An 18,269-nucleotide genomic window follows, 5' to 3' on the forward strand; every position below is an offset into this window, starting at 1 on the left:
TTGTATGACATTTTCTTTTTATCATAAATGAAAAAAGTCTATTATATTCATTCAATCATTAAAACACAAAAAACCCCATGCAGACTGCATGGGGCGCAGGTTATTCATACCTTAACGCTTCAATCGGATCTAAGCGTGATGCTTTGTTGGCGGGCAGCATGCCGAAAATGACACCGATCAGCATACTGAACAGTACGCCGATACAAACCACCTGCCAGGAAACGAGCGACGGCCAGCCTGCGATAAGAGAAACGAGTGATGCTCCCCCGTAGCCGAGACCGATTCCGATTAAGCCGCCGATTAATGTAAGCACAACAGATTCAATTAAGAATTGTGTCAGAATCTGTCCTCTCGTGGCACCGAGCGATTTGCGGATGCCGATTTCTCTTGTCCGTTCCGTCACTGATACGAGCATAATATTCATGACCCCGATCCCGCCGACAATGAGAGAAATACCGGCGATCGAACCGATGATCGTCGTCATGACGGTCGTGACCTGACCGATTCCCGCCGCGATTTCTTCCATATTCATGACTTGATAGGCCTCTTTTGTACCGTGATTGTCATTTAAGAGACGGGCCGCTTCTTTTCCTGTTGTTTTGATTTGATCAGCGGACTCCGTCTGAACGGAAACGTTGCTGTAGTCGTTAGTACCGAAAGACGTTTTCAGCATGTTGAACGGCACATACATTTCACTGAGTCCTAACGATAAAAAACCGCTCTCTTCTTTCAGTACGCCGATTACTTCAACGGGCTGTCCGCCGGCCCAGACGATTTTTCCGAGCGGAGACGTTTTCCCGAACAGCTTTTCAGCCATTTTTTTCGAGATGATTCCCGCTCTTTTCCCGGAAAGAAAATCATTGTCCGTAAATGTCCGTCCATCTTGAACGTCCAGCTTTTTTACGTCCATGTAGCCGCTGTTAATGCCGTTCAGCGTAATATCCGTGTCTTCTTCATGGTAACGGGCCGTCATGGATTTTACCGCGGAAGCGACAACCTGCTTTACGCCGTCCACTCCTTTTAATCCATTAATATCTTCTTCTGTAAAACTCGCTTCCTGTAAGGCGTTCGGATTGGCTGTTAATTCTTCATCACTCGGAAGGTAAAACAATTCAATCGTATTGCCCGGCCCGCTGATGGATTGCTTCAGCATTTGCTCTCCGCCCTGGCCGACAGCCACAACCACGATTACTGAACCGACGCCGATAATGATTCCGAGCATTGTCAGGATCGATCTCAGCTTGTGAGCTCTTACGGAACTGAGGGCCATCCGGAGATTTTCTAACAGGCTCATTCCCCCACTCTCCTCTGCTCAGCATCGCGGGAAACGATCATGCCGTCACGGACGAAAATCACTCTGTTTGTACAGTCCGCCACTTCAGGCTCATGAGTCACAAGCACCACGGTCACGCCCTCTGCATTAAGCTCTGTGAACTGCTCCATAATAGAAATGCTTGTTTTCGTATCCAGCGCGCCGGTCGGTTCATCAGCTAAAATGAGCTTCGGTTCGTTCACGATGGCTCTTGCAATCGCGACACGCTGCTTCTGGCCGCCTGACAGCTCATTCGGCATGTGACGCATCCGATCCGCCAAACCGACTTTTTCCAGCGCATGCTCAGCCCGTTCCTCACGCTCTTTTTTGCCGATACCGGCGTAGATCATGGGGAGTTCGACATTTTTTCTTGCATTCAATCGCGGCAGCAGCTGAAATTGCTGAAAGACAAATCCGATTGATTTGTTCCGGACCGCCGCAAGCTCTTTTTCGGTACATGAAGAAACATCTTCGCCCGCAAGCCTGTAACTGCCGGACGTCGGTCTGTCCAGACAGCCGATGATATTCATGATCGTAGATTTTCCCGATCCCGACGGTCCCATAATTGACACATATTCTCCTTCTTCAATCGTCAGGTCGATTGAACGAAGAACATCAAACGTCTCCTTGCCGATCTGATAACTTTTTTTCACCTTTGAAAGCTGAATCATCTATGCTTTCACATCCGTTCCGTCAGTCAAATCGTCAGCCGGATTCAGAATGACTTTATCATCCTTTGAAAGCCCCTCTTTTATCTCCGTAAGCTGATTTGCGGTATCGCCGACTTTAACTTTCACGCGTTTGGCCTTCCCGTCTTTTACCGTAAAGACCCAGTGCTCATCTCCGTCTTTTTTGACCGCGGAGGACGGCAGCGTATCGGCTTTCCGTTTGTCGGTTTCAATGTTCATAATTAATTTAAACCCCGGCTTGCCCTCCGGAAGGTTTCCGATCAGCTTAACCTGAAACGGATACTGCACGGCCTGTTCCGCGCTTTCCCCCGAAGCAGCGCTTGACTTTTGATCAGGAACGAGTCCGACAGCCGCCACTCTCCCTTTCCACGTTTTACCGGGGATGGCGTCTGAGGTAATCGTAACACTTTGGCCCTTTTTCACTTTCAGCGTATCGTATTCGGACAAATTGCCGGCAACGATCAGGTGTTCCGGGTCTCCTATATGTATAACCGGTTCTTGAATATCCGATTTTTTAGAAGCCGCTTCTTGATTTACCGAGATAACCGTCCCGTCCATCTCACTCTTAACATTGAGATTCGCCACTTGATTTTCAAGAGACTGCTTTTGCAAATCAGATTGCTTTAATTCGATTTCCGCCGTTTTTTGCTGAAGCTGCAGATCAGTCCGTTCGGATTCAATTTGTTTTTTGGCTTCAGCTTCTCCCACTTGTTTTGCCAGATCTTGTTCCTTGCTGTTTAATGCTCTGAGTTTTTCTTCAACTTGTTCGATTTGCATCCGTTTTGATTGTTCTGTCAACTCATTTTGTTCTTTATCAAGATTGAGCTGCTCATTTGTATACGTGACTAACGACGACCCTTTTTTTACTTTGTCGCCTTCTTTTACTTTCACTTTATCAAGAGTTCCTTTATCCGCTTCATAAAAAACATACTGTTCTTTAGAGAATTTAAGTGTTCCCGGAACCATAACCGTAGAGGAGATTTCTCTGTTTTCCATGGTTCCGGTTTCGATTTTTTTCCCGGCGCTGCCGCCCGCGGGAGCGGCAGACTTATAAATATTGATACCGATGAATACTGCAACAATTACGGCGATGCCGATTCCGATATAAATTTTTTTCATGTTATACACCTGCTGTCACTGAACTTAACAGTCCTCCGACTGCCGAAACCATAAGCATAATAACAAACAGGACAATCGCGGAAGTCCAGGCCGCTTTTTTTGAAATGCCGCCTGTATAGCGAAGTCCCAAAGCGAGCAGAATATAGCTCCAGATGCTGAAAATGTCGAACGCGCTTAAAAAGACCGCGACGCCGTCTCCGGCCGGTATGACACTCGCCAAAGATGTAACGGCGTACAGTGAGCCCGCACCGGTAAAATAAGTGACAAGACCGTTAATGACTAAGCCGATATTGGTAATGAATGCCGTAAACAGGCTGAGTGAGAGCATTTTTTTGTAAGTTGTCACGCCGCCTGAAATTTTGACGCACAGCCAGTAAATGAGCGGAACGATAAACAGAGCGATAATGCCCCCGAAGATTCCTCCGAACATCGAGCCGAATTTAGCAATGGTTTTGGTCATTTCAATCTGATCATCCGACAATCCGTCAAGAGATGTGCTGTTCAGCACTTCTTCATAATTCATCCCCAGTCCGCGCAAAATACTGCCGGCCGCGATGAGAATGATGACAATCAGGAGAGGAATGCCGATGACCGGCTTTTCTTTTAATCTTTTAAACTGCACAACAGGACTTGTAATGACGCCGAAAATTGACGGCTTTTCCGTTACTGCCGTATTGCTTTTTTCCAGGTTTGGTTCCATATTGCTGATGCCTCCTATGTATTATTCTGTTTATACGTACGCTTTAGGCTGAGAGAAGTTTCAATTTTTTTGCCGTTTGCGTATTTATGCTAAATTGTAACACAAATTCTTAGCTTTACGTTCCATAATTATGTAAAAAAAAGTATTGTCAGACCGGTATGACGGGAGGCTCAAAGCCTTGTGAAGGCACTGTCTTCAGCCTATTCATCTAATCAAAACCGTCTCAATCACAAATCCCTTTAAATCCCATTTAGATATTCTCTGTAATTCAGCTCCTATATATAAAAAAGCCGGATGGCAATGATGCACATCCGGCTCTTTTTTCACCCTCCGCTTACAGGAGGGATAAAGGCAATAGTATCACCTTCTGTTACGATGCTGTTGTCTTTTACATATGTTTCATTGATTGCGATCATGGCATTGTCAATCGTCTGAAGTCCGTACCGTTCCTTTAACAGTGTTTTTACAGCAGACGCCGCCGTCTCTTTTTCGTCAAGTTCAATGACCGGTGTTCCCGCCTGCTCCGCAAGCCCGGCAAACAATAGTACTTTAATCATCGCGATTCCCCTTTATCCAAATCCGGTTTTCCGTTCGGATAGGGCGTTGTTTCCAGCTGATCGCCTATCCATTCTTCGCCGTCTTCCCAGATTTCTTTTTTCCATATCGGCACAATCTGTTTTATCCGTTCAATTGCATATTCATTCGCCTCATATGCCGCCTTTCTGTGCGGTGAAGACACGGCGATTACGACCGCTGCTTCTCCGATATCAAGGACGCCGACACGGTGAGTGATTGCAGCTTCGGCTCCTTCCCATTTCGCACTGATTTCATCGCCGATTTGAGAAAGCATTTGAACAGCCATCGGTTCATACGCTTCATATTCGAGACGCACCGTCCGCCGTCCTGCAGTCCACTCTCTGACCGTGCCGATAAACGTTGTGATGGCGCCGGCTTCACGCTTTTCAACTTTTTTTACGATATTTTCCGCAATGATAGGTTCCCTTGTAATTTGAAAACGTTCCATTTATGCAGATTCCCCTTTCAGCTGCGAAAGCACAAACATAATGGCAGCCGGATCATCCGCATGGAATACGGGCATGCCTGCATCTGCCGGCATATGCTCCGTATTTCTGCTGACAACCGCGATCACGCGCTCCAAATGCTTCAGCTTTTGCCAATCTTCGCTGTCTTTGATCATAATGATTTTCGGATGCGGCGCATATTTAAATCCCTCTATGAGAAGACCGTCAATTCCCAGACATTCATACAGACTGATCAAACCCGCCAGATCCCATTTTTTTCGCGCCGTAAGCTGCAGGACGCCGTCCCCTTCTACTGCCGTAACCGCGGCTCCGGCTTTTGAAAAACGCTCCGAGTCTTTTCCGTCAGAAAAAGGTTCCGGTTCTCCGCCATGTCCGTGATGTTTTAAACATCCAATATCGCACTCTTTCGGCGCCGCTTTCAGCACACGTTCAATAAACGTTGTTTTACCGCTGTTTTGAAAACCTACGATCTGGACGATCGGGAAAGAATTGACCACGGCCATTCACTTCCATTCTCATCACGGATGAGGAGCACGTGAACCGTCCGGCCCGCTTCATACCCCCTCGTTCCTCCCGGCAGAAGGATAAACGCGTTTGCTTCGGCTAGAGATGTGACTGAACTTGATTTGTCGAGACCGACCGGTGACGCCATCATCTTTCCGTCCTTATGATAAACAAACGCCCTCACAAATCTCGTAAACGGATTCGGCTTCGGAAAGTCGTTTGTTAACACGGCTTCCGCCCATCCGGAATGAGGTTTTTCATTCAGAAGCCACGTCTGAATCATCGGTTTGACAAACAGGGTGAATCCGACATAACATGCGGACGGATTGCCTGAAAGGCCGAACAGCAGCATGTCATCGGCCCGGGCGACAGTTGTCACGCTCCCCGGGCGCATTGCCACTTTGTTAAAAAGAACTTCCGCTCCGAGCTTATTATAAATGTCTGGAAGAAAATCAAAATCGCCGACTGACACGCCGCCGGTCGTGATCAGAAAATCAACTTTTTTCATAGCTTCCTTCACCGCAGCATAGCTGTCATCAAAATCATCGGAAATTTTCCCTAAGTTCAGCGGTACCGCGCCCGCTTCAATGACCTGGGCATACACCATGGCAGCGTTGCTGTTGCGGATTTTCCCCGGCTCAAGCGGATCGCTGACATGAAGAAGCTCGGTTCCCGTTGCGATAATGCCGACAACCGGCTTTCTGACCACGGGAACGGAAGCATAGCCGAAGGTTGCTAAAAGAGCGGTTACGCCCGGCGTGATTTTCGTCCCTTTTTTTAATAGCGAGCTGCCCTTTTTCGCATCTTCTCCTTGATATGAAATATTATCGCCCGCATGAAAAGGGCGTTTCACTGACATGTAATTCGTCCCGTTTTCAGAAAACGTTTTTGTCAGCTCAAGCATCACTACGGCATCCGCGCCTTTTGGAATCTGCGCCCCCGTCATAATGCGGACCGCTTCATAAGGCCCGAGTTCTTTTTCTGACACGGCGCCGGCTCCGATATGGTCAATGACTTCAAAGGTGACGGCATTGTCACGGGAAGCCGTTTTTGAATCGCTCGCCCTGATGGCAAACCCGTCATACGGGGAACGGTTAAAGGCCGGCACATCATGATCCGCCTTAAGATCCTCCACCAAATAGCGGTGGAGACTGTCCTCAAGCGCCACCCATTCGGTATCCCCCTGTTTTTTATACCGGCTCACCCGGCGGACTGCTTCGTCCACCTGAATCGGCGTTCTTTTTTCAAGCATAGCAATATCTCCCCTTCCTACAGTCCGATCACCCTGGCCAGAACTGAATTTGCTTCTTTTATATCGTTTGTACCGTGAATCAGAGCCCGGCCATCCTGAAAAATAACGATTCTGAAGCGCTCATACGCCATGTGCAGCAGAAATTCATTTGCTTCCACTTTACCGATCTGCTTCAGACGTTTGACAAGCTCTTCTTTATCCAGCCTCTTTAAGGCTTCCGATCTGATTTGAACGGTGTCTCTTCCGCACAGCACGCTTGCTTTCGGCCTGTTTTCAGGCTGCAGATACGGATATACGGGCGCCGCGCCGCAGGAAGGGCAATGATCCCGTTTGATCTGATCCACATTTATGCTCATATTGGTGTTATTCCACACGTCAAACGTGAAAAAGCGCCGATTTACCGCCGCATGATTTCCTGTCAGCAATTTCAGCGCCTCAGCCTGCTGATAAGCGGAGACGATATGAACCGCCGGAGGTATGATACCTGCTGTATCACATGTCGCTCCGCCCACGGGCATTTGCTCAAACAGGCAGGATAAACACGGCGTAACCCCCGGAATAATCGTCATGCACATTCCCTGACTGCTGACACAGGCACCGTAAATCCAAGGTGTTTCCGTTTTCAGCGCCAGATCATTGATGACCATTCTCGTTTCAAAATTATCTGTCGCATCCACGATGCAATCCGCTTGTTCGATCAGCGGTTCGAGCGTTTCCGCCGTACCTTCCGCCGCGTAAGCATCGATATGTATATCACTGTTTACCGCCAAAAGACGCGCCTTGGCCGCCATTGCTTTCGGCAGGCGCTGTCTCGCGTCTTCTTCTGTATACAGCTGCTGTCTTTGTAAATTGCTCCATTCCACATAATCCCGGTCAATAATCGTCATACGGCCCGCTCCGGCTCTTGCCAGGCCCTCTGCCGCGGCTGTTCCGAGGGCTCCGGCTCCGACAATCAGGACACTGCTGTCAGCCAGCGCCTGCTGCCCTTTTTCCCCTATCGGCTTAAATCTTGTCTGCCGCGAATAGCGCTCTTCCATCTGTGTTGTCCCCTTGCATTTTTATTTCCATCATACCATGTTTCTTCCCGATCAGTCCTGATTTGAAGACTCGACATGCGCCAAAAGTCTGGTGTAATCGTCCCGTGTGTTGATATTAGCGAACTCCTCCGGCCCGGCGCCGATGTCTTCAGCCTGCACATAACAGACAGACAGCCGTTTCAGCGTGTCTGTCATTTTCAGTTTGTTTTGTGTCAGCTGATCAAAAAGCACACCCTGCACCCGTTTATGGTAAACCGCCAAGAGGGGCTGCTCTCTGTTTTCACAAACCGGTATGACAGCGTCCAGATTTCCGGTCAGCTTCATTTCAAGTGCAGCCATCGTCTTTCTTGTCACGAGCGGCGTGTCACAGGATATGACCGTGTATGTTTCGCCTTCCGTTTGTTTCATTGCCGTATATATGCCGGCCAGCGGGCCCATTCCCCGAAACCGCGGCTCATCGGCAAAAACATGCCGCTCCCTGTTTGATAAGAACTTTTTTATATGCTCAGGGCGGCTGATAATCACCGTTTCTCCGCCGCCGAAGGCTTTTTTCGCCTGTTCATAAAACATGCCGCCCTTCCACTTTGCAAAAGCTTTCGGTTCTCCGAATCTTCGGGAAGCTCCCCCCGCTAATATTACATTCACCCATTTCATGTCATCTCTCTCCCATTCTATATAAAAGCATAGCAAACGCCTCAGCCGAAATACAATATTACGGTGCTTGTCTGTTTAATTAAGAGGAATAGCCGTTGATCCTTTCCCATATTGTAGTGTTAACATCATGAGGGAGATGGTTCTTATGAAAATATCCGGTCCGTTTTTCCACGACACTTCTCAAGAGAACCTTTACTTGAAATCCGAACTTTCCAGATGCAGAAAATTAATTTCAGAATTTGAAGCAAGCTACTTCCATCAGAAAAATAATAAGCTTCAGGAGGAAAACGCCAATATTAAAGAGCGGCTTCACAAGCTTTCTGACGAATTGGAAGCCATGGCTCAAAAACACAAACAGACAAGTGACACGGAACGTTCTTTGCAGGAAATCAGAGCCGGGCTGCTCGATAAAATCGTCATTCTGCAAGAACTGCTTCAGCAGGAAACGTTTCGGCGGAAAAATGAGATGGAAGAAAAGCACCGTCTGCATCTTACAAATGTAAAATTTGAAGAAGAAAATAAAAACTTACATACCCGCATCCGCTCACTTGAGACCGCCATTCAAACTGAACGGACTTCTCACGAAGATATGAAACAGCGTTATCATGCCGCTGCAGACGAAAATACCCGGCTCCAAACACAAATGATAGAAAAAGAATACCAGCTCAAACATATTAAAATAGAAATTAATCATATGAGAGATCGAATACTAGAAACAAAAGAACGGCTTGTAGAAATAGAAAAAACGAAAGAAAAGTTATTTCAAGAAACCATTCTTTCGTATAAACGGCAGCTGGACGAAAGTGATGCTTGGATTGCCGGCCATTTTGCTGATATTGACAGCCGCACGGCGGAACCGGCGGAACAAGCTCTGGAAATCCCTTCTGTTTCCAAAGAGACTGTTCAGGCAGAAGACTTGCTTAAAGCCGTTACCGAACAAGTCATCTCCCTGCAAAAACAATTTGTACAATCAGAGTCCCGCGATCAGTCGTTTGATGAAAAACTGGATGCGTTGAAAGAACGTGCTGACGGCGAAAAGCCTTTCCAAAAATATGTCGTCAAGCTTGAAAAAAAGCCGGGAAAAGATGCGTCACTTCCGCAGAATAAGCGGGAAAACGCAAAAAAACTGCTTGAGTAACGCAAGCAGTTTTTACTGTTTTATTCAGCAGCCGTATCATTTGCCGTTTCTGCTGTTTCCTGAGAAATTTCTCCCTCAAGAATATATTGGCCGCGGTATGGTTTTTTCACTTCCGGATACATTTTAATTAAGCTTTGCATAAATGTTGTCATATTAGGAATTTCAAGGCCGCTTTCCTTTTCAATTTCCTTTTGCAGTTCGGAACTTTTGATCGCTGCATTGTGGCGTTTCAACGTTTTAATCGCTGCTTCGCGCAGTTTTGCCGCTTTTGATCCCGGTCTCGCCGTCCCTCTTCTTCTTCTTGTAGAACCGTCCGGAATGCCGGCGGGAAGAGACGTAATAGACTGCATCTGCGGCTGGGAGGATTGAGGCTGTGTCTGCGGCTTTTGATAGCTTCTCATTTCCTGTGCTGCAAGCTCTGCAAGCACCGGGAGAGAGTCACTTTTTTTCTCCGGACGAAACTCTTTTTTTGTATCGGACAGGCTGCCTGTATTGTCTAATTCTCTCAGTTTTGCATATATTTTATCACGTTCTATTTGATATTCACGAATGACTTTTACCTCTGCTTCGTTCAATTGTTCTAAACGTAAGCGCAGCGCTTCTCTTTCATTAAACATGTGTAAAACCCCCTGTCAAAAATTTAAACGCTTTTATTAAGATATTAGATTACAAAAGTAATTTTATCAACTATTATTTTATCATTTTACTATTTTATTTACTCTATGAAAAATTGCTTATTTTCTGAAAATGGTACTTTATATACAAAAATCCTTATCATATAGGGGATTCTGGACAAAGTTCCAATTTATTCAACCATTTCAAAATATAACTTGAAATTACTTGTTTAATGAAAATTAGCGTGATATCTACAATTTTCGACTATAATATGTAAAAGATAATGATATGGATAAAACAAGCGGTACAGCGTGTTTACGGCTGTTTCTCTTATTTTTTAAGCCACACATGTCATATTGGAATTTTTTATCCAATAGGCACAAAAAAACCCTGTTACCTAAACGGCAAAGGGTTTGCGGAACCGAGACAATAGTCCGACGGAGATTGTCCCGATTACTGAGAAGCCTGCTCCGTTTCTGAAAGTACTCGGCTGACGCGTTTTTCAAGCATTTTCATCCCGCTTCCTCCCGCTTGAAAATGGCGGAGCTGTCCGCTTTTATCAAAAACGTAATAAGCCGGCACATATTCATTTTCAAATGCTTCAGTCAGCGTATGATCGCTGTCGACGTAAATCGGCTGAGAGATATCATGTTCAGCCGCTGTTTTCTTGATTTTCTCAAGATCAAGATCATCTTCGGAACGGGGCATGTGAACGGCCACCACATTCAGCTGATCTTTATATTTATCACGAAACCCGTTCACCTCAGGCATCGCTTCTTTACACATGCGGCAGCTGGCGGACCAGAAGTGAATCAGTGCCGGCTTTCCGCCGACCAGCTGTTCCTTCGTGACTTCTCTGTTAATCCATGCTTTAGCGCCTGTCAATTCAGGCATTTGCTGACGTAATTTCATCTTATTTCCCTCCTTACGAAAAAGGTTTTTTGCCGGGGCTTTCAGTCCGCCGGGCAACGTTATCCTGTTTTCCCTCCAAAGGATATGATTTGGCTGAATCACCATGTTAAAATGAGTGTGGCGATTCCTTAGTTCATATCTTCACAAAAATGATCATATTGAAACCGGGCAATATGAACAAATCATAAATGAAATAACTGATTTCTATTAAAAGGTTTATTTTATTTTAAAAACGGGTATATCACTTTTAGCTTTTTCCGCAATAGACTTGAAAGGAAGACATCACTATGATTGATCTAAAACACTTTGATTGGGCCGGGCTTCTCACATCTGCCGGGATTTTCATCATAAAGCTGGCTCTCATTATTTTAGCGTATTTTATTTTCCGGACGGCAGGAAAAAAGCTGATCAAGCATCTGTTTCAGAAATTCGAGCAACAAAACAACCTCTCTACAGGCCGCGCTTATACTTTGCGAAGCCTCGCGCTTAATGTATATGGATACATCCTGATTTTCGTTTTTATCGTAATGATTTTGGATTTATTTCACTACAATCCGAGCGCTCTCATTGCCGGCGCCGGCGTGGTCGGTCTCGCAGTCGGCTTCGGGGCTCAGGGGCTTGTCAGTGACATCGTCACCGGATTTTTTATCCTTTTGGAAAAACAGATCGACGTCGGTGATTATATTACGGTTGCCGGCTACAGCGGCATTGTCGAGCAGGTCGGTCTCCGTACGACGCAAATCCGGAGCTTTGACGGCACGCTTCACTATCTTCCCAACCGGGGCATTACGAATGTGAGCAACCATTCCCGCGGAACGATGCAGGCGCTTGTCGATATTAAAGTGCCGCTTGAAAAAAATCTTGATGAAACCATTCAAATCCTGCAAACCGCGTGTGACAAAGCAGCCGCTGAGCTCCCGCAGATTAAGGAAGGGCCGGACGTCATCGGGGTTCAGGATTTAAGCTCGTCAGAAATGGTGATCAGAATCATTGCCAAAACAGAAAATATGGAGCAATGGCGGGTTGAACGCGTACTGCGGAGAGAAATGAAAATCGCGCTCGACCGTTTTAAAAACGCCGCTTCCGCCGAATAGAAAAACCGAAGCGTAAGCTTCGGTTTTTTCTTTTTAATGAAATTTTTTTTCCACTTCGCTGCAGATTTCGTCGGCGGTCATTCCGGAAGCCGTAATGACGGGAGCCTGAGTTGACGTATCGGCAATTCCTTGGACATTGCTGTCAAGTCCGGTTACGACACAGCAGTCACAATTCTTCGCATCCTCAGGAGTCTTCATCATCACTACGTCATATCCTTTTTGTTTTAACGCCTGTTCTACATCCGATAAAGATTGTTCAATTCCAATTTTTTTCGTCATATTGAACACCTCCGTTATGTAGAATGCTCAATTTTTGTTAGATTATTCTTCTTTTCGGATTTAATTGGCATACTTCGAAAAATATCCGACCATGACATTTACCGCGGTTTCCATCGCATCTTCATCCGGGTTCAGCTTTGCGTGATGAAGCCCATGGGATGAATCGGCCCCCAGCCAGAACATAAAGCCGGGATATTTTTTCAGCATATATCCGAAATCTTCTCCGGTCATCGCCTCTTTCGCCGTTTTCACGTCAGCAAGCTGATGATCGCTGACAAATTGCATAAATTCTTCGGTCAGGCCGCTTGTATTATAAACTTGATGATAAACGGACGGATACGTGACTTTTCCTTTGCATCGGAAGCCGATTTCAATTCCTTTGACAAGCTCTTCAATCCGCTTTTTCACCATACGCATTGATTCCTCGGAAAGCGTCCGGATGGTTCCCTCCAGATGAGCATGCTCTGCGATGATATTTTGCGCCGTGCCCCCGGTAATCGTTCCGACAGTTATCACAGCGCTGTCAAGCGGATCCGTATTTCTGGATATGACCGTTTGCAGCTGCGTGACAAGCGTGCTCGCGGCAACGACCATGTCGTCTGCTGTATGCGGATATGCCGCATGCCCGCCTTTCCCCTCAAGATCGATGACGAGTTCGCTCGTATTGGCAAACAGCAATCCGCTTTTGGTGGAGATTGTGCCTACAGGAAGCTCAGGTGCTATATGGAGAGCGGTAATCAAATCCGGCGTCCATTTTTTCAGCACATCGTTTTCAAGCATCGGTTCCGCTCCGCCCGGTCCTTCTTCAGCCGGCTGGAATAAAAAGAGCAGATCATGTTTGACGGGATGATGGACAAAATGATCAATAATGCCGAGCGCGATGGTCATGTGCATATCGTGGCCGCATGCGTGCATAAAACCGGGGTGTTCAGATGCAAACGGAAGTCCCGTCTGCTCTTCAATCGACAGAGCGTCTATATCCGCTCTGTAGGCGAGCATTTTTTCCGGAGCCGTGCCGTTGACTTTGACAAAGATGCCGGTTCTCCAAGTTTCAATTTCAATTCTTTCCTCCGGATATTGGTTCAATAGATTCAGCAGGTACTGCTGGGTTTTATATTCCTGAAAGCCGATCTCCGGAATGCGGTGCAGATCTCTTCGGATGGCAATGAGCCGCTCTTTTTCCATATGTATTCCTCCTTGAGATAAGAATAAGGCGTGGATTTTATCATCCACGCCCATTCTATCAAACCATTCCTTACAGCTGGCGTAATTCCTGTTTGATTTCTGTTTTGCCTTTTGTTTTTTCATCGATATCTTTGATTTTTTTCGCAGGTGTTCCCGCTACAACGGTATATGGTTCGACATCGTTCACAACGATGGCTCCCGCAGCGACAACCGCGCCTTTACCGATTGTTACGCCTTCAAGCACAACCGCATTTGCGCCGATCACAACGTCGTCTTCCACGACAACAGGCTTAGCGCTAGGCGGCTCAATAACGCCCGCTAATACAGAACCCGCTCCGATGTGGCAGTTTTTGCCGACAGTCGCGCGCCCACCGAGAACAACGTTCATATCAATCATCGTACCTTCGCCGATGACTGAACCGATATTAATAGACGCACCCATCATGATAACGGCATTGTCGCCGATTTCGACTTGGTCGCGGATAATAGCGCCGGGCTCGATTCTCGCTTTAACATCTTTTAAATCAAGCATCGGGATCGCAGAGTTGCGGCGGTCATTCTCAATGACATAATCCTCAATTTTGTCTTTGTTTTCTTCGATTGCGCTTTTAATTTCAGCCCACTCGCCAAAAACGACGCCGGATTGGCCGTTCAGGAATGTTTTAGCGGAATCGCCAAAGCTGATTCCTTCGAGATCGCCTTTTACATACACTTTTACAGGCGTTGATTTTGTACTATTTTGAATAAATGAAATAATTTCATTTGCATCCATCATTTTCATATGTATTGTCCTCCTCTGATTTTCTACCTCATTACTGTAACAAAGGAAGGATACAAAGACAAGAAAAAAAGGAACAAGCCTTTATTCTGCCGGCTGGCTGCACAGCGCGGCAAACTGTCTTCCGAATTCCCGGAGCTCTTCTTCCTCACTGCCCTCAGGGTTGTTTTCAATTTTGACCGACGGCAGCACCACCCGCCCGCCGCGGGCCGTGATTACTTTTTCCAATTCGTCAACCGCTCCGCAAAAAAACTCATAGGACGTATCTCCGGAACCGAACAAAGCAAATGTTTTTCCCGTAAACTCCAGGTTTTCCATATCTTCAGCAATATCGAGCATTTCATCAGGAAGATCCCCGTCTCCCCACGTATATGTGCCTAATAAAATATACTCGTAATCATTAAAAAGTTCGGCATGAATATCCATCGCTTCATATCTGTCTACGGATGCTTGTGCTTGGATCAGCCCTTTTTCAATTAAATCCGCCATCGCCTCGGTGTTTCCTGACATTGTAGCGTAAACAAGCAGTACATTCCCCATCTTCGTCTCTCCTTTATGCATAAAAACTAATGTGCGAGCCGAACCGCCTCATACGGTCTGACAAACTTACTTTCGTAAAGGCCCGCGCAAAAAAAGTTTTCTTCCCGGTTTGCCACCCGCCATCCGTGACCGCGGATCGTATCAAACCACTTTAATTCACCGGCGGCGAGATCAGCTTGATAAATACGCGAAAATCCGTTTTCGTCCTGTGATGATGTAACATAAATAATCCCGTTATCCTCAGAAACGTCGAGAAATGATTTTTCCCGTACGGCGGGCCCGGCTGTAATGGCAAACTCCTCTTGCGTCCGCACGTTTCGGACGGCAACCTCCCCCCGTTCTCCCTTTGCCGCGCCCTTTGCTGCAATGAGCCAGTCATTCTGATACATCATCATTGAAGCCGTCATGCGCTGCCTTTCGCGGCTTATACGCCGGATGCGGTCTTCCGTCAGATCATACGCCCAAATGCCGCCATGATTCATATGAATCCGGGTGCCGATATAAATCGTCTGACCGTGTAAACAAAGCGAACGGATGACAGGCGGCTCCTTTAATTGTGAAAAGGGCTTAGCCACATGCCAAGTGACGCCGAAATCATCAGATAAGTAGAGGCAATATGTGCCGTGCGCACAGACAAACCCGTCATTCCGCCCGGCAACGGCCCATACGGAGGCGCTGGTCGGAAATCGGGAGGCCGTCCAAGTCTTTCCCTGATCGGCTGATCTGAGGACGGCGCCTTTTTCTCCAGCCGCGAATATGTAGGGCCCTATGTAAGTCAGCACATGAATCCTGCTTTTCACTCGGAACAGTCTTTTCCAACCTTCTTCCGCCGAAAAATGAAAAATACCTTCGTCTTTCACCGCGACAAAATATCCTGAGGTCACTGATGCCATGACAGCCGTCGCGCCTTTATGAAACATGGCACCGGTCTCCGTGGCGAGCGGCCCATGCAAGAAAACCGCGGACAAATTCTTTGCAGCATTCCTGATCCTCAGCCGTCTCGGGCGCCAGCTCGATTTTCAGCGTTTCCGGATATAAATTGGCTCCGGCCTGTTCAAACGCATCGCAAAACAGCGTGACCGCTTCGCAAAACTTCGGGTAGGCGTGATCGCCTGAACCGAAACAGGCCGTTTTCAGTCCGTTGAGCTGGCTGTGCAGAATATCTTCGTAAAAATCTTCCGCTTCGTAAGGAAGATCACCATCCCCCCATGTGTACGTGCCGACAAAAACATAATCATATGCTTCGAGAGAATCCGCATTTGCCTCATCCATGTCGAGACAGTCAACTGCTATCTGATGCCCGCTCAGTGTTTCTTTTATAATACCGGCAATATCCTCTGTATTCCCCGACATGCTTGCGTATATCATTAATGCTTTCTGCATAAGATCACCTCGTAATTGATAATGATTTTCATTAACATATATAACACTTTAAATGATAATGATTTTCATTGTCAATAAAAAATAAAAAAAAGACAGCATGATTGCTGTCTTTCTAAAATGGGCGTTCCTGCTTCAGCATATCTTTAATGACAGAAACAAAAGCCTGCACCTGTTTTAATTCAAATGCCGGCTCATAACCGAGCAGCCATGTGTCACGGCCGATCGGATGATCTTTTGTATCAAGCAGGGGCATTTTATTTACTTTGTCTTCCTCTTCTAAAGTGACTGACGGCAGAATGGCATAACCGATCCCATGCAGCGCCATCTGCTTGCACGTTTCAATCTGATCGACGAGGATGGTCTGTTTCGGCGAGGTTTTGAATTTTTGATGCCACCAATGCTGAATTTCCTGAAAATATGTACTGTCACTTTTGAATTGGATAAACGGCCGATCGGTATGGGCAATATCATCAATACAGGAAATTTCCGTATCAACCAAATATAAATGATCGGTCATTAAATAATCTTTCCGGCCTTTCCATTCCGGATTTCCCCGGATAATGCCGATATGTACCTGATCTTCATACAGACTTTTCAGCATTTCGCTGCTCCACCCTGTAATGAGAGAGACCTTTGCATTCGGATATCGTTCCACATATGTTTTTAACACTTTCGGAAGCCAGTGCTGCCCGATAATGGAGGCGACGGCAAGCTTTAATGTGCCGTGAATCTCACCCTCAAGTTCATCAATGTTTTCTCTGATTCTTTCTTGCCGATCCGTGACGTCATTTGCAAATTGTATGATTTTTTCTCCTGCCGGCGTTACCGTAAGTCCTTTTTGAGATCTTAGAAAGATCTTTGTTCCCCAGGCTTTTTCAATGGTCTGCAATCGCTGGGACAGAGCCGGCTGTGACACGAATAACCGTTCGGCAGCCTTCCTCATGTTTAATTCCTCAGCCAAAACTACGAGCATATGAAGCTCTTGAAGCTGCATGTCGTCCTCCTTTTCAATGCCTTTTCGTATTTCTTATCTACCATTCTAATAAAATAAAGGCTGCCGAGGCAAGCGCCACTCATATGTATGCGTTTTCTTTTTCCGGCATACAAAAGAACAAATAGGCTGATCGTGCGAGCCTACTTATTCAATGACCTGATATGGCTGCTCAACTGTTTTAACACGACTCTTCTCGTGAAAATGCCTTCAAAGACGCCTTCATCATTTTCAACGCAGACAAAGCCGTTGTTAATGACCATGCTGAATCCTTTGATAATCGGATCATTGATGTGGAGACGGGGAATGTCTTTCAGCATGACTTCCTCAACCGTAATTTGATCCAGCTTCTCAAACTCGATCCGTTCAAGTCCGAAAATGCTGTTCATAATCATATTTGTCCCGATCAAACCGTGCAGACGGTACGAAGCGTCGAGGACGGGAATGGCGGTATAGCCGGTTTTGGTCAGCACTAAAAGAGCATGCTCAAGGTTGTTTCCGACTTGAACGTGCGCCACTTTATCCGCCTCGATCATAAATTGTCCGACTGTTGCATCAAGAAGCTGATCTGATTGTAAGCTAATCATGTCACTTCGACCCCTTTACATTTTTCATCAAAGCATGTATTCCCTATATTGCAATAATATAAACATTATCATTTTTTGTCGAAAAGTTTCCGTCAATAAAAAAGATACTCTTTGCAATCGAGTATCAATTTATAGGCCGCTGATTAATTTTCGTTCCGAAAACGGTCATAGAGCGTTACGAGTTTTTTATAAGTGGTTCCATCAACGCTTTTTGACCCTGCTTCTATATCGTTGATTTCGCTGGTCAAAAGCTCAATGGCATATTCTTGATTGATCAGGATATTCAGCAGAAGTTTCTGTTCTTCTTCCGTAAATCGTTCACTGATAAGACTCATACGTAATCAGGCCCCCTATTTTTAACTGAATACCTCTGAAAGCAAGGTGAAATTTGCTTTCAGCTCTACCGCTAGAATAAGTAAACAGAAAAAAATCGTCAACCGCATAATTCGACATTTTG

General features: G+C 46.2%; 23 protein-coding genes. 2 read left to right on the top strand and 21 right to left on the bottom strand.

Features of this window, described 5'->3' with window-relative positions; translation table 11 throughout:
• Nucleotides 1-100: 100 nt before the first annotated feature.
• From OVA33_RS17600 to OVA33_RS17645, 10 genes are all read right to left on the bottom strand, one after another.
• A complete protein-coding gene (locus OVA33_RS17600; RefSeq protein WP_014417626.1) occupies nucleotides 101-1,294 on the bottom strand; it encodes an ABC transporter permease in 1,194 nt (397 codons plus the stop codon).
• The gene (locus OVA33_RS17605) at nucleotides 1,291-1,983 is read right to left on the bottom strand and encodes an ABC transporter ATP-binding protein (protein WP_007409637.1); all 693 of its coding nucleotides are present in this window, start codon (nucleotides 1,981-1,983) and stop codon (nucleotides 1,291-1,293) included. Before OVA33_RS17605 ends, OVA33_RS17600 begins: the two co-directional genes overlap by 4 nt.
• Entirely contained in the window at nucleotides 1,984-3,120 is a 1,137-nt protein-coding gene (locus OVA33_RS17610; protein ID WP_063636612.1) for an efflux RND transporter periplasmic adaptor subunit, read from the bottom strand.
• A gap of 1 nt (nucleotide 3,121) precedes the next feature.
• Nucleotides 3,122-3,820, bottom strand: coding sequence for a YknW family membrane protein (locus OVA33_RS17615; protein ID WP_063636611.1), 699 nt, complete (start codon nucleotides 3,818-3,820; stop codon nucleotides 3,122-3,124).
• 323 nt (nucleotides 3,821-4,143) lie between these two features.
• Nucleotides 4,144-4,377, bottom strand: coding sequence for a molybdopterin converting factor subunit 1 (moaD, locus tag OVA33_RS17620; RefSeq protein WP_007409633.1), 234 nt, complete (start codon nucleotides 4,375-4,377; stop codon nucleotides 4,144-4,146).
• Nucleotides 4,374-4,844, bottom strand: a complete 471-nt coding sequence (locus OVA33_RS17625; RefSeq protein ID WP_007611116.1) for a molybdenum cofactor biosynthesis protein MoaE — start codon at nucleotides 4,842-4,844, stop codon at nucleotides 4,374-4,376. Before OVA33_RS17625 ends, moaD begins: the two co-directional genes overlap by 4 nt.
• Nucleotides 4,845-5,366, bottom strand: coding sequence for a molybdopterin-guanine dinucleotide biosynthesis protein B (mobB, locus tag OVA33_RS17630; RefSeq protein WP_063636610.1), 522 nt, complete (start codon nucleotides 5,364-5,366; stop codon nucleotides 4,845-4,847).
• Nucleotides 5,327-6,619, bottom strand: a complete 1,293-nt coding sequence (locus OVA33_RS17635) for a molybdopterin molybdotransferase MoeA (RefSeq protein WP_063636609.1) — start codon at nucleotides 6,617-6,619, stop codon at nucleotides 5,327-5,329. The genes mobB and OVA33_RS17635 overlap by 40 nt, the downstream gene beginning before the upstream one ends.
• A 17-nt stretch (nucleotides 6,620-6,636) precedes the next feature.
• On the bottom strand, nucleotides 6,637-7,656 hold the full coding sequence (locus OVA33_RS17640; protein ID WP_065180237.1) for a molybdopterin-synthase adenylyltransferase MoeB: 1,020 nt from the start codon (nucleotides 7,654-7,656) through the stop codon (nucleotides 6,637-6,639).
• A 51-nt stretch (nucleotides 7,657-7,707) separates the two neighbouring features.
• Nucleotides 7,708-8,310, bottom strand: coding sequence for a molybdenum cofactor guanylyltransferase (locus tag OVA33_RS17645; RefSeq protein ID WP_063636607.1), 603 nt, complete (start codon nucleotides 8,308-8,310; stop codon nucleotides 7,708-7,710).
• Between the two features lie 145 nt (nucleotides 8,311-8,455).
• Between OVA33_RS17645 and OVA33_RS17650 the strand changes: the two genes are divergently transcribed.
• Nucleotides 8,456-9,448, top strand: a complete 993-nt coding sequence (locus tag OVA33_RS17650; RefSeq protein ID WP_014417619.1) for a coiled-coil domain-containing protein — start codon at nucleotides 8,456-8,458, stop codon at nucleotides 9,446-9,448.
• Nucleotides 9,449-9,468: 20 nt separating this feature from the next.
• Here OVA33_RS17650 and rok read toward each other — a convergent pair whose 3' ends face one another.
• Nucleotides 9,469-10,065 carry a transcriptional regulator Rok gene (gene rok, locus OVA33_RS17655; protein WP_003154591.1) on the bottom strand — a complete coding sequence of 199 codons (597 nt, stop codon included), beginning with the start codon at nucleotides 10,063-10,065 and terminating at the stop codon, nucleotides 9,469-9,471.
• Nucleotides 10,066-10,516: 451 nt separating this feature from the next.
• The gene (locus OVA33_RS17660; RefSeq protein ID WP_025649508.1) at nucleotides 10,517-10,975 is read right to left on the bottom strand and encodes a TlpA disulfide reductase family protein; all 459 of its coding nucleotides are present in this window, start codon (nucleotides 10,973-10,975) and stop codon (nucleotides 10,517-10,519) included.
• 287 nt (nucleotides 10,976-11,262) lie between these two features.
• On the opposite strand from OVA33_RS17660, the gene OVA33_RS17665 reads away from it, so the two are divergent.
• On the top strand, nucleotides 11,263-12,069 hold the full coding sequence (locus tag OVA33_RS17665) for a mechanosensitive ion channel family protein (RefSeq protein WP_025649509.1): 807 nt from the start codon (nucleotides 11,263-11,265) through the stop codon (nucleotides 12,067-12,069).
• Nucleotides 12,070-12,102: 33 nt separating this feature from the next.
• Here OVA33_RS17665 and OVA33_RS17670 read toward each other — a convergent pair whose 3' ends face one another.
• The 9 genes from OVA33_RS17670 to abbA form a co-directional block, all read right to left on the bottom strand.
• Nucleotides 12,103-12,348, bottom strand: a complete 246-nt coding sequence (locus OVA33_RS17670; protein ID WP_003154596.1) for a YkuS family protein — start codon at nucleotides 12,346-12,348, stop codon at nucleotides 12,103-12,105.
• A 60-nt stretch (nucleotides 12,349-12,408) separates the two neighbouring features.
• Nucleotides 12,409-13,533 carry an N-acetyldiaminopimelate deacetylase gene (locus OVA33_RS17675; RefSeq protein WP_063636606.1) on the bottom strand — a complete coding sequence of 375 codons (1,125 nt, stop codon included), beginning with the start codon at nucleotides 13,531-13,533 and terminating at the stop codon, nucleotides 12,409-12,411.
• A gap of 70 nt (nucleotides 13,534-13,603) precedes the next feature.
• Nucleotides 13,604-14,314, bottom strand: coding sequence for a 2,3,4,5-tetrahydropyridine-2,6-dicarboxylate N-acetyltransferase (gene dapD, locus OVA33_RS17680; protein WP_007409623.1), 711 nt, complete (start codon nucleotides 14,312-14,314; stop codon nucleotides 13,604-13,606).
• Between the two features lie 81 nt (nucleotides 14,315-14,395).
• A complete protein-coding gene (locus tag OVA33_RS17685; protein ID WP_014417614.1) occupies nucleotides 14,396-14,851 on the bottom strand; it encodes a flavodoxin in 456 nt (151 codons plus the stop codon).
• Nucleotides 14,852-14,877: 26 nt separating this feature from the next.
• Nucleotides 14,878-15,771, bottom strand: a complete 894-nt coding sequence (locus OVA33_RS17690) for a WD40/YVTN/BNR-like repeat-containing protein (RefSeq protein WP_017417679.1) — start codon at nucleotides 15,769-15,771, stop codon at nucleotides 14,878-14,880.
• Nucleotides 15,761-16,234, bottom strand: coding sequence for a flavodoxin (locus tag OVA33_RS17695; RefSeq protein WP_017417678.1), 474 nt, complete (start codon nucleotides 16,232-16,234; stop codon nucleotides 15,761-15,763). Before OVA33_RS17695 ends, OVA33_RS17690 begins: the two co-directional genes overlap by 11 nt.
• 112 nt (nucleotides 16,235-16,346) lie before the next feature.
• Entirely contained in the window at nucleotides 16,347-17,228 is an 882-nt protein-coding gene (gene ccpC, locus OVA33_RS17700) for a transcriptional regulator CcpC (RefSeq protein ID WP_007611101.1), read from the bottom strand.
• A gap of 140 nt (nucleotides 17,229-17,368) precedes the next feature.
• Nucleotides 17,369-17,812, bottom strand: a complete 444-nt coding sequence (gene cbpB, locus OVA33_RS17705) for a cyclic-di-AMP-binding protein CbpB (RefSeq protein WP_003154608.1) — start codon at nucleotides 17,810-17,812, stop codon at nucleotides 17,369-17,371.
• A 143-nt stretch (nucleotides 17,813-17,955) separates the two neighbouring features.
• Entirely contained in the window at nucleotides 17,956-18,147 is a 192-nt protein-coding gene (abbA, locus tag OVA33_RS17710; protein ID WP_003154609.1) for an antirepressor AbbA, read from the bottom strand.
• Between the last annotated feature and the right edge of the window lie 122 nt (nucleotides 18,148-18,269).

This window comes from Bacillus sp. KICET-1, from assembly GCF_027721405.1.
Taxonomy (GTDB): domain Bacteria; phylum Bacillota; class Bacilli; order Bacillales; family Bacillaceae; genus Bacillus; species Bacillus velezensis.